This is a genomic window from Micromonospora sp. (assembly GCF_048594385.1).
GTDB classification, from domain to species: Bacteria; Actinomycetota; Actinomycetes; order Mycobacteriales; family Micromonosporaceae; genus Micromonospora; species Micromonospora wenchangensis.
Map to the genome: position 1 here is coordinate 1 of NZ_JBMDWU010000013.1, position 11097 is coordinate 11097.

The following is an 11097-nucleotide window of genomic DNA, read 5'->3' on the forward strand; positions in this document are numbered from 1 at the left end:
GCGGGACGACCGGTCAGGTCGTCGCCGCGCCGCCGACGTGGTGCGGGGGATCAGCGCCGGGTGCTTGACTTCGCCGCGCCCCGACCGGCGTCGAGCGCCTTGCCGAGGTCGTCGGCCGGCCGGCCGGAGACGTCGGGGGCACCCTCGGCGACCGAGGGGACCTTGTCGTTCGGGTGGATCACCGGCTTGCCGGCCGGGGTGCCGGCCGCCACGGCGGAGCTGCCGACGCCGGTGGCCGGGGTGGCCGAACCGGTGGGCGTGGTGCCGCCCGCCGACGGGGTCTCCACCACCAGGATGTCGACGTCGTCGCGGGGGGCGTCGACGCCGGCGGCGGCCGAAGCGGTGGAGGCATCGGAGGTCGACGACGGGACGGGGGCGGTGCCGATGCTGCGGGTCGGGTCGTACTCGGCCCACTCCTGCTGCTCGCGGCGGCGACGCAGGGCCATCGCGCCGGCCACCCCGGCGACCGTGCCGGCGACCAGCAGGCCCGCCATCATGCCGCGCGAGGTCTGCTTCTTCCGGGCCTTCGGGCTCTTCGCCTTGATCTTCTTGCTCACCTTGGCCTGCTTGGCGGCGGCGGCCTTCTTGCCGGCCAGCGCCTTGCCGGCGGCCTCGGCCTGGGCGTTGCGCACCGCCAGGGCCACCGGGGCGAGCGCTGCGGCCGTCGTCGCCAGGCCGCTGGAAGCCCGGTCCCGCACCGCGACCGCAGTCGGCGCGACGGCACTGCGGGCCGACTGGACCCGCGGGCCGACCGTGGCGCCGGCGCCCTTCGCCGCGTGCGTGGCCGCCTGCCTCAGGTGACCGATGCCCTGGTGCAGCTCCACCTTTGCCAGCTGCCCCTGGGTCTTGCGCCGCCCGATTCCAAACACGGTCCCACCTCCTGGGAGTTGTTCCTTCGTCATCCTCTACCACCGGATGCCTCCGCACTGCCAGATGGGGCACATGGGAGGATCCGCATGGAACTGACCAACGAGTGAGGAGTACCCGTGGCCGAGGCTGTCTACGCCACCTTGCACACCAACGCTGGCCCGATCCGGCTGGAACTCTTCGGCAATCACGCTCCGAAGACGGTTCGTAACTTCGTCGACCTGGCCGAGGGCAACAAGGAATACACCGATCCCCGCACCGGTCAGCCGGGCAACGGGCCGTACTACGACGGCACCATCTCGCACCGGGTGATCAGCGGTTTCATGGTCCAGATGGGCGACCCGACCGGCACCGGCCGGGGTGGCCCGGGTTACACGTTCGCCGACGAGTTCCACCCGGAGCTGCGCTTCGACCGGCCGTACCTGCTGGCGATGGCGAACGCCGGGCCGGGCACCAACGGCTCGCAGTTCTTCATCACCGTCGGGCCGACCCCGCACCTCAACAACCGGCACACCATCTTCGGCCAGGTGGCCGACGAGCAGTCGGCGAAGGTGGTGGACTCGATCGCCAACACCCCCACCGGCCCGAGTGACCGGCCGTTGCAGGACGTGGTGATCGAGCGGGTCGAGATCGAGCGCACCGGGGCCTGACCGCGGTCGCGAGGTACCTTTGCACGCATGACTGAACGCTCCGGGCCGGCCGGCGACGCCACCGGTGGGCCGGTGCCGACCACCCCGGTCTGCTACCGCCACTCCGACCGGGAGACGTACCTCAGGTGCTCTCGCTGCGACCGGCCGATCTGTCCGGACTGCATGCGGGACGCTCCCGTCGGCCACCAGTGCCCGGAGTGCGTGAACGAGGGACGCCGCAGCGTACGGCCGGCGCGTACCGCCTTCGGTGGCGGTGCCGCCGGCCGTCGCGGCCTGGTCACCCGCACCCTGATCGCGCTGAACGTCCTGGTGATGATCGTCTCGGTGCTCAGTGACCGGGGCGGCGACTCGCTGATCGGCGGCTCCGGTTTCGGCGGCCTGCTCGGCGGTGGCACCCCGCTGACCCAGTGGGGTTCGGTGCTCAGCTACGCCTCGTACGTGCCGTTCGGCGAGGCGCACGGCGTCGCCTCCGGCGAGTGGTACCGGCTGGTCACCGCGATGTTCCTGCACTACGGCGTGCTGCACCTGCTGCTCAACATGTGGGCGCTCTGGGTGCTGGGGCGGGAGCTGGAGGCCCTGCTCGGGCCACTGCGGTTCCTCGGTCTCTACCTGATGGCCGGCCTCGGCGGCAACGTCGCTGCATACCTGTTCAGCAGCCCCAACACCGCCTCGGCGGGTGCCTCGACGGCGATCTTCGGGCTGTTCGCGGCGGTCTTCGTGCTGATGCGCCGGCTCGGTCGGGACACCTCGGCGATCCTGCCGATCCTGGTGATCAACCTGATCTTCACGTTCACCGTGCCGGGCATCTCCATCCCGGGTCACGTCGGCGGGCTGATCGTCGGGGCGCTGATGGCGCTCGTGCTGGCGTACGCCCCCCGGATGCGGCGCTCGGTGTTCCAGGCCGCCGGTGCGGGGGTCATCCTGCTCGCGCTGCTCGGCCTGGTGATCGTCCGTACGGTGATGCTGCTCGGCTGACCGGGCCGTGCGCTGGTGTGGCGGTGTCGGGGCTGGCCGGATACCGCTACGTCGGCTCCGCTGAGCCGACCACGTCGGCACCGTGGGATCAGGGGCGGGCGGCCCGGACCTCCTCGGCCACCTCGGCCGGGGATGCGCCCAGGTCGGCCCGGCCCAGCAGGTGCAGGGTCTCGCCCGCGTCGATCTCCAACGTCTCGCCGGTCAGCCCGAACCGGGTCCGCCGGTCAACGGTGACCGCCTCCACCACCTCCCACGGCAGGTGCCGGCGCCCGGCGTACCCCCGGACGACGGTGATCCCGTCGGCGTCGACCGCGAGCCGGACCGGGGCGAGCAGGTCGCGTACCGCCCAGGCGGCCATTCCCGCAGCGGCGGCGACGGCCAGCGCCAGCCGGACCGGGTCGCCGTCGGCGAGCAGCAGCCCGAGGGCGACCAGCCCGACCGCGCCGGCCAGCTTCACCGCCGGGACCGCCGGGGGGACCCGCCACTGACGGGCCGGAGACGTTGGTGGATGCACCGTCCCAGCATGCCAGCCGCACCGGGCCGGTCCCGGCGACGCGGGGGGCGGACCGGCGGCCGGGGACGTAGTATCGACACAGCCGAAGTTACTGGGGAGTAGTCATGAGTGACGCAGTCATCGTCGGTGCGGTGCGTACCCCGGTCGGGCGACGCAAGGGCGGCCTGGCCGAGGTGCACCCGGTCGACCTGTCGGCGCACGTGCTGCGCGCCCTCGCCGACCGCACCGGCATCGATCCCGGCCAGGTCGACGACGTCGTCTGGGGCTGCGTGTCGCAGGTCGGCGAGCAGTCGTGGAACGTCGCCCGCAACGCCGTGCTCGCCGCCGGCTGGCCCGAGTCGGTGCCCGGCACCACCCTCGACCGGCAGTGCGGCTCCAGCCAGCAGGCCCTGCACTTCGCCGCCGCGACGGTCGTCTCCGGGCAGGCCGACCTGGTGGTGGCCGGGGGCGTCGAGTCGATGACCCGGGTGCCGATGGGGTCCAGCGTCGGCGACGGCATGCCGTTCAGCGACCGCATCCGGGCCCGCTACCGGGGCGTCGAGGGCTTCGCCGACGACCAGCCGCTCCCGTTCAACCAGGGCGTCGGCGCCGAGCTGATCGCCGCCCGCTGGCGCTTCTCCCGCAGCCAGCTCGACGAGTTCGCGCTGGCCAGCCACGAGAAGGCCGCCGCCGCGCAGGACGCCGGGGCGTTCGACCCGGAACTGGCCCCGGTGCCGCTGAGTGACGGGGGCTCGTTCACCACCGACGAGGGCATCCGCCGGGACACCTCCCTCGCCGCGCTCGGCGAGCTGAAGACCCCGTTCCGCACCGACGGGGTGGTGACCGCCGGGTCCGCGTCGCAGATCTCCGACGGGGCCGCCGCGCTCGCCGTCACCACCAGCGAGTGGGCCAGCCGGCACGGCCTGCGCCCGCTGGCCCGGGTGCACACCGCCGTGGTCGCCGCCGACGACCCGGTCGCCATGCTCACCGCCCCCATCCCGGCCACCGCGAAGGCGCTGCGCCGCGCCGGCCTGGGCATCGAGGAGATCGGCGTGTACGAGGTGAACGAGGCGTTCGCGCCGGTGCCGCTGGCCTGGCTCGCCGAGACCGAGGCCGACCCGGAGCGGTTGAACCCGCGCGGCGGGGCGATCGCGCTGGGGCACCCGCTCGGCGCGTCCGGTGCCCGGATCATGACGACGATGCTCCAGCACATGCGGGACAACGACCTCCGGTACGGCCTGCAGACCATGTGCGAGGGTGGCGGCATGGCCAACGCCACCATCCTCGAACTGCTCTGACGCCGCCCGCCCGGGCGATCCCCGCCCGTGCGATCCCGCAATGGGGCCGATGTTGCGGTGTCCGAGCGGCCTTGATGCCGCTACATCGGCCCCATTGCGATCCCGCCCGGCCGAAAATGGCGGGTGTCGGGGTGGGCGGGTGGCCTACTCTGCGCGGCGTGACGATCGTCTCCGTGGCCCCCGGGTGGGCCGACCCGCAGTGGCGGGCCACCGCGCTGGAGTGGGTGAGCGGGCAGCTCGACCGGCACGGCCGGCGGGTCACCGGCCCGGTCGAGGCCCGGCAACGCCCCTGGTCGCTGGTCTGGCAGGTGCCCACCGACGCCGGGCCGTACTGGTTCAAGGCGAACAACCCCGGCACGGCGTACGAGGCGGTGCTGCTGGCCGAGCTGCCCCGGCACGCCCCCGGCCGGGTGCTCGACCCGGTGGCCGTGGACCCCGCGCGGGGCTGGTCGCTGCTGCCCCACGGCGGCCCGTCCCTGCGTGACCTGGCCGAACCGGACCCGACCCGGTGGGCCGACGTGCTGGCCGCCTATGCCGACCTCCAACGGACGGTGGCTCCCCGGGCCGACGACCTCGTCGCGCTCGGCGTGCCCGACCATCGGCCGGCCGCCCTGCCGGCCCTGCTCGCCGACCTCCTCGACGACCGCGCCGCCCGGCTCCTCGACCCCGGACCCGATGGCACCGGCACCCGCCCGGCCACCGGAGGCGGCACCGACACCCACCCGGCCACCGGAGGCGAGGGCGACGGCGAGACCCGCCCGGCCGCCGACGGTGACGGTGACGGTGACGGTGACGACAGTGGGCTGGACGCGGCGACCTACGAGCGGCTGCGGGCGTACCTGCCGCGCTTCGCCGAGGACTGCGGGCGGCTCGCCGACACCGGCATCCCGGCCACCGTGCAGCACGACGACCTGCACGACGGGAACGTGTTCGCCGCCGACGGCTACCGCTTCTTCGACTGGGGCGACGCGTCCGTGGCGCACCCGTTCGGCACCCTGCTGGTGACCCTGCGCTCGGTCGCGCACACCTACTCGCTGCCCGAGGGGGACCCGGTGCTGCTCCGGCTGCGCGACGCCTACCTGGAGGCGTGGACCGACCGGCACGACCGGGCGGCCCTGCGGGAGGCCGCCGGGCTGGCCGTACGGGTGACCACGGTGAGCCGGGCGCTGTCCTGGCGACGGGCGCTGGCCACCACCGACCCGACCCGCGCCGAGTACGCCGACGCGGTGCCGGGCTGGCTCGGCGAGCTGTTCGCGCCGATGCCCGTCTGACGTCCCGTCCCCCGGACAGCAGCCGGTGCGGAAAGACGCACCGGTGGTGCGACCCGGGGGAGTGGAAGTTCCAAAAGTCGACAGTGACCCACATCACCCCTGGTCACGGCTCGTTGGCCAGGTATGGACGTCTTCTCGCGCACCTTCCTCCCGGCCGCCGCCGAGACCGGGCTGGCGGTCCAGACGGTGAGCCGGCACATGCCGGTCTTCCGCCAGTGCGTCGGGTCGGGGGACGCCACCATCCTGGTCGCCCGGTGCGCCCGCCCCGACCGCCCGGTCGACGGCGACTACCTCCTGCTGCTCACCCACCGCCGGCTGGTGGTGACCCGGCAGACCCGGGTGCTGCACCGGCTGCGCCTGCACCTCAACACCGAGCTGCGGGAGCTGAGCAACGTCACCTGGAGCCCCGACCCGCGCGCACAGGCCGTCGAGCTGGCCGCCACCGCGATCGACGGGGTACGCGAGCGGTTCGTCATCCGTACCCAGCACCCGAAGCAGGTGTGGCAGCTCGACACACTGCTGCACCACGCCTTCCGGACCCGGCTGCGTCGGCCCGAGGAACGGGTCGTCGCCACCATCGGTGACGCCCCGCCCGTCGCGCCGGCCCCGCTGCTGCGCCCGCTGCCGGCCCGCTGACCGGGTTCTTACCTGACCCGAACACGGCCGTCCGCACCGCCCGACGCCGGGTCGGTCATCATGGGCCGGTGACCGTCGATGCCACCGCACCACGTGGGCTCGTCCTCGTCGTGGAGGACGAACCGGCCATCGCCGACCTGGTCCGGCTCTACCTGGGCCGGGACGGGTTCGGCGTACACCTGGAACGGGACGGCACCGCCGGGCTGGCCGCCGCCCGCCGGCTGCGCCCGGTGGCCTGCGTCCTCGACATCACCCTGCCGGGCCTGGCCGGCACCGAGATCTGCCGGCGGCTGCGCGAGTCCGGCGACTGGACCCCGGTCATCTTCCTCACCGCCCGCGACGACGAGGTCGACCGGATCGTCGGCCTGGAGCTGGGCGCGGACGACTACGTGACCAAACCGTTCAGCCCCCGCGAGCTGGTGGCCCGGGTCCGGGCGGTGCTGCGGCGGACCGTCGGTGCCCCCGACGGCGCGGACCGGTCCCGCACCGTCGGCCCGGTCACCCTCGACCCGGCCCGGCGTACGGTGCTCGCGGCCGGTGCCCCCGTCCAGCTCACCTCCACCGAGTTCGACCTGCTCGCCCATCTCATGGCCCGCCCCGGCCGGGTCTTCACCCGGGAGGAGCTGCTGGCCGGGGTCTGGGGGTACGCGGCGCACGCCGGCACCCGTACGGTCGACGTGCACGTCGCCCAGGTCCGGGCGAAGCTCGGCGCCGCCAGCGTGATCCGCACCCACCGGGGCGTCGGGTACGCCGCCGATGGCTGAACCCGCCGCGCCGCCGGCCGCCCCCCGGGGTGACACCGCCCCCCGCCGTCGCCGCTCCCTGCACACGCTGACCTCCCGCGCGGTGCTGGTCACCTGCGCGGTGGCGCTGGTGTCGGTCCTGGTCACCGCTCTGGTCGCGGTCCCCCTGGCGGTACGCGGGGTGGAACGTCGCGACCAGGAGGCGCTGGCCGCGCAGGCCCGGCTCGCCGCCGACGTGCTGCGGGTCCGGCCCAGCCGTCAGCGCGACGCGGCCGGCGACCGGCTGATCCGCCAGCTCAAGGACCAGCAGATCGAGGTGTACGTCGTGCAGGGTGGGCTGGCCGACCGCCCCGGCCTGCCCCGGCAGGTGGTGAACCGGATCTCCGCCGGCCGGGACGTCTCCGGTCGCCGGTTCGTCAACGGCCAGCGGACCCTCGTCGAGGGGCGGGCGTTGCCCGGCGGGGAGGGGGTGGTGCTGACCCGGGCCACCCCGCAGGGACCGTGGCGGCAGGTGCTGCGCGCCCTGTGGCTGCCGCTGCTGGCCGGGCTCACCGCCGGGGCGGCGGCCGGGCTGCTGCTCGCCCGTCGACTGGCCCGGCCGATCCGGCACGCCGCCACCGCCGCCGCCCGGCTGAGCGCCGGTGACCGGGCCGTCCGGGTGCCCGTCGAACCCCCCGACGAGGTCGCCGACCTGGCGTACGCGTTGAACGGGTTGGCCGCCGCGCTGGCCACCAGCGAGGGCCGCCAGCGGGAGTTCCTGCTCTCCGTCTCGCACGAGCTGCGCACCCCGTTGACCGCGATCCGGGGGTGGGCGGAGGCGCTCGCCGACGGGGTGATCGGCGCGGACGAGGCGACCGCGACGGGCCGGACCATGCTCGCCGAGGCGCAGCACCTGGACCGGCTGGTCGCCGACCTGTTGGCGCTGGCCCGGCTGGAGGCGGTGGACTTCCCGCTGGAACCGGTGCCGGTGGACCTCACCCGGTTGGCCGCCGACGCCGAACGCACCTGGTCGGAGCGGTGTGCGGCGGTCGGGGTGCCGTTCCGGCTGGAGACGCCGGGCACGGCGGTGCCCGCGTACACCGATCCGGGGCGGATCAGGCAGGTGGTGGACGGGCTGCTGGAGAACGCGCTGCGGGTCGTACCGCCGGGGGCGCCGGTGGTGCTCGCGGTCCGGGCGGCCGGTGCCGGCCCGACCGCCGGTGGGCTGGTCGAGGTCCGCGACGGCGGACCGGGCTTCACCGACGACGACCTGGCGGTGGCCTTCGAACGGGGGGCGCTGCACCAGCGCTACCGGGGGGTCCGCAAGGTGGGCAGCGGGTTGGGGCTGGCGTTGGCGGCCGGGCTGGTCCGCCGGCTCGGCGGGGAGATCGTCGCCGGGCACGCCGCCGAGGGGGGCGCGGCGTTCACCGTCCGGCTGCCCGCCCGTCCTTACCTGACCCGAACATCGGTCTGACCCCGCCCCCATCCCGTTCGGTGAGGCTGGTGGCATCACGGACGAGAGGACAGTCATGGCACATCGGGGAATCGCCGTCACCGCCACGTCGCTGCTCGCGGCGCTCACACTCGGTGTCGCCGGCTGCGGTACGGCCCAGGTCGCGCAGGACGGCACGAAGGCCGCCGTCGTCGAGGTGGCCGCCGCGCTGGGCGTCGAGGGGCAGGCGTTGGCCGCGCTGGGCCTCGACCCGGTCGAGTTGGACCTGCTCGCCGCGCCTGCAGCGTCGACCACCCCGTCCCCGCAGGCCGGGGCCAAGGGTAAGCGCGGCGAGCGGGTGAAGGAGCTGCGGCAGCGCCGGCAGGCCCGGGTGAAGCTGGGCCGCAACGGCCTGCACGGCGAGGCGGTGGTGCAGACCAAGGACGGCACGAAGACCGTCGTCGTGCAGCGCGGCGAGGTGACCGCGATCGACGGGGACTCGGTGACGGTGAAGTCCACCGACGGTTTCACCCTGACCTGGAAGCTGGGCGACCAGCTCCGGGTGGTCGAGCGGCGGACCACCGTCAAGGCCAGCGACGTGAAGGTGGGCACCCAGGTCAACGTGGCCGGGGCCAAGGACGGGGACGCCAGCGTCGCCCGGCTGATCGTGGTGCCGATCAAGCAGAAGTGACCCGTGGGGGACCGGTCGGGGTCGGCGTGGACCACCACGCCGGCCCCGACGTGTGTTCCCCGGTGCTCAGCGGGCCGGGGGCAGCGCGTAGCCGACGTGGTCGCGGTACTCGATCGTCCAGCCGGCCGGGACGAGCCGGGCGCACTCCGTGCGGGGACCGGTGCAGACGATCGCGTCAACCGAGGTGGGGTCGGCCGGCGGCCGGTCCGGCAGCACCGACTGCAACGCCACCAGCTCGGGCGACCGGCCGTCGTCGTCGCGCAGCAGCAGCCACCAGGGGTACTCCCAGTTGTCGTTCTGCTGCACCAGGCCGATCCGTCGGGCGTCGCTGGCCCGTACCGCCGAGGCGGCCCAGCGGAACTCGTCGGCCCACTGCGGCCGGCGCAGGAACCGGGTGTCCCACTCGGCGGTGGTGAATACCGAACCCGCGCCGACCAGCCGGCGGGGGAAGCCGTAGGACAGGGCCAGCACGCCGGCCAGCGCGGAGGTGGCCAGCACGGTCACCACCAGCCCGGCGGCCACCGACCGGCGGCCCGCCCCGGCCCGCCGCCGCAGCACCGCGTCCACCCAGAGCCCCGCCAGGGGTACGGCCAGCACCAGCGCGTACAGCAGCAGCCGGTTCCCCCACGGCTGCCACTTGATCATCGCGGTGTGCAGGACCACCGCGCCCGCCACCACCCCCGCGTACGCCCGCAGCGTCCCCGCCCGGCCGGGGCTGATCCGGCGCGGCCGGGCCAGCGCGACGACCGCCCCGAGCAGCGCCAGCGCCCCGGCCAGCGGGAAGGCCACCCGGTCCTCGTCGGGATACCAGGCGGGCACCGGGAAGACCTCCCGGCCGAACGTGATGGCCCGGTCCTGCGGGTCGACGCCGACCGCCCGGGAGCCGTCCATGATGGCCGAGGCGGTGCCGGCGCGCAGCGGGGCCAGCGGGGTGTCGAACGCGGTGTGCCCGATCCGCAGCGCGTTGACCAGCACGGCGGCCGGATCGTGCCGTTCCATCGGGATGGACTCGCGGAGTCGGGGCGGCCCCAACGGGTGGCCGAACTCGGCGGTCTCCCGGGCCAGGAACGGCCCCACCACGGTCGCCGCGACCAGCAGCACCAGCAGCGAACCGCCCACCGTCCGGGCGACCTGCCGGGCCCCGGTCGGCCCCGGCCGGTCCGTCGGTCCGGTCGTCGGGTCCGAGCTGAACCCGCCCGACGCCCGGCCGGCCCGGTCGGGCGTGACCCCGGTGGGGTCGTCCGGAGCGGTCCCGGCGGGGCGGCGGGCCAGCCGGAGCTGGGCCAGGCCCCAGAGCAGCAGCAGTGGCCCGACGGCGATCAGCCCGCTGGTCTTGGTCAGCGCGGTCAGTCCGGTGGCCGCGCCGAGCGCCAGCGCGTCGGTGAGGCCGGCCCGGCGGCGCAGCCCGTCCAGCACCAGGGTGGCGGCGCAGGCGGCCCAGGCGGCGGCGACCAGGTCGGTCTGGGTGCTGGTCGCCTGTAGGGCCACCATCGGCGTGGTGGCGAGCAGGAACGCGGTGACGAGCTGGGCCCGCCGGCCCCCGCCGAGCTGGGCGGTGATCCGGGTGGCCGCGAGCAGGCAACCGATCTCGGCGGCCCACTGCACCAGGTTGTGCAGGGCGTCCCCGCCGGTGAACAGGCGCAGGTGCAGCAGCAGGTATTCGGCCCCGGGCGGGATGGTCACCTGCCGGTGGATGGCGGTGGGCCAGAACTCCAGGCTGCCCTGGGCCACCCAGTGCTCCACCTTCGGCAGGTGGTAGGTCTGCGAGTCGAAGTTGTTCGGCTCGGCCAGCAGCGCCACCACCAGCTCGATCAGCACCACCGCGAGCACCGTGCCGGCGAGCAGCCGTTCGCCCCGGGTCGCCGTACGCCGGAAGTGGGTCAGCCGGTCCGCCCAGCCGGTCAGCAGCGCCGCGACGCCGGCCCGGACGGTGGCCGCCGGGAGCGCCGGGGGCGTCGGAGCGTCGACCGGCGGCGGTCCGGACGCCGCGCCGAGGGTCGGGTCGTGGGGCGGCGGACCGCCCACGGGCGCGCCGACCCGCACCGCCCGCCGGCTGCCCGCG

General features: G+C 75.0%; 11 protein-coding genes. 8 read left to right on the forward strand and 3 right to left on the reverse strand.

The features are described from left to right. Nucleotides 1-50 precede the first annotated feature (50 nt). On the reverse strand, nt 51-902 hold the full coding sequence (locus ACOJTC_RS00530) for a hypothetical protein (RefSeq protein WP_420115308.1): 852 nt from the start codon (nt 900-902) through the stop codon (nt 51-53). An 84-nt stretch (nt 903-986) separates the two neighbouring features. Between ACOJTC_RS00530 and ACOJTC_RS00535 the strand changes: the two genes are divergently transcribed. Next, nucleotides 987-1517, forward strand: a complete 531-nt coding sequence (locus ACOJTC_RS00535) for a peptidylprolyl isomerase (protein ID WP_204925423.1) — start codon at nt 987-989, stop codon at nt 1515-1517. Between the two features lie 27 nt (nt 1518-1544). Continuing rightward, complete coding sequence (locus ACOJTC_RS00540; RefSeq protein WP_204925422.1) at nt 1545-2492, forward strand: rhomboid family intramembrane serine protease; 948 nt, start codon at nt 1545-1547, stop codon at nt 2490-2492. Nucleotides 2493-2580: 88 nt separating this feature from the next. Here ACOJTC_RS00540 and ACOJTC_RS00545 read toward each other — a convergent pair whose 3' ends face one another. Next, a complete protein-coding gene (locus tag ACOJTC_RS00545) occupies nt 2581-3006 on the reverse strand; it encodes a PH domain-containing protein (RefSeq protein WP_420115309.1) in 426 nt (141 codons plus the stop codon). Nucleotides 3007-3110: 104 nt separating this feature from the next. Between ACOJTC_RS00545 and ACOJTC_RS00550 the strand changes: the two genes are divergently transcribed. The 6 genes from ACOJTC_RS00550 to ACOJTC_RS00575 all read left to right on the forward strand — a co-directional run bounded on the left by ACOJTC_RS00550 (nt 3111) and on the right by ACOJTC_RS00575 (nt 9035). Next, the gene (locus ACOJTC_RS00550; RefSeq protein ID WP_420115310.1) at nt 3111-4283 is read left to right on the forward strand and encodes a thiolase family protein; all 1173 of its coding nucleotides are present in this window, start codon (nt 3111-3113) and stop codon (nt 4281-4283) included. A 158-nt stretch (nt 4284-4441) separates the two neighbouring features. Then, nucleotides 4442-5554, forward strand: coding sequence for an aminoglycoside phosphotransferase family protein (locus ACOJTC_RS00555; RefSeq protein WP_420115311.1), 1113 nt, complete (start codon nt 4442-4444; stop codon nt 5552-5554). A 123-nt stretch (nt 5555-5677) separates the two neighbouring features. Next, complete coding sequence (locus ACOJTC_RS00560; protein ID WP_204925418.1) at nt 5678-6190, forward strand: hypothetical protein; 513 nt, start codon at nt 5678-5680, stop codon at nt 6188-6190. Between the two features lie 68 nt (nt 6191-6258). After that, the gene (locus ACOJTC_RS00565; RefSeq protein ID WP_204925417.1) at nt 6259-6954 is read left to right on the forward strand and encodes a response regulator transcription factor; all 696 of its coding nucleotides are present in this window, start codon (nt 6259-6261) and stop codon (nt 6952-6954) included. Continuing rightward, nucleotides 6947-8386, forward strand: a complete 1440-nt coding sequence (locus ACOJTC_RS00570; RefSeq protein WP_420115312.1) for a sensor histidine kinase — start codon at nt 6947-6949, stop codon at nt 8384-8386. The genes ACOJTC_RS00565 and ACOJTC_RS00570 overlap by 8 nt, the downstream gene beginning before the upstream one ends. 55 nt (nt 8387-8441) lie before the next feature. Continuing rightward, nucleotides 8442-9035, forward strand: coding sequence for a hypothetical protein (locus ACOJTC_RS00575; protein ID WP_420115313.1), 594 nt, complete (start codon nt 8442-8444; stop codon nt 9033-9035). A gap of 66 nt (nt 9036-9101) precedes the next feature. Here the strand turns inward: ACOJTC_RS00575 and ACOJTC_RS00580 are convergent. Further along, a partial coding sequence (locus tag ACOJTC_RS00580) for a hypothetical protein (protein WP_420115314.1) occupies nt 9102-11097 on the reverse strand: 1996 nt, incomplete at its 5' end.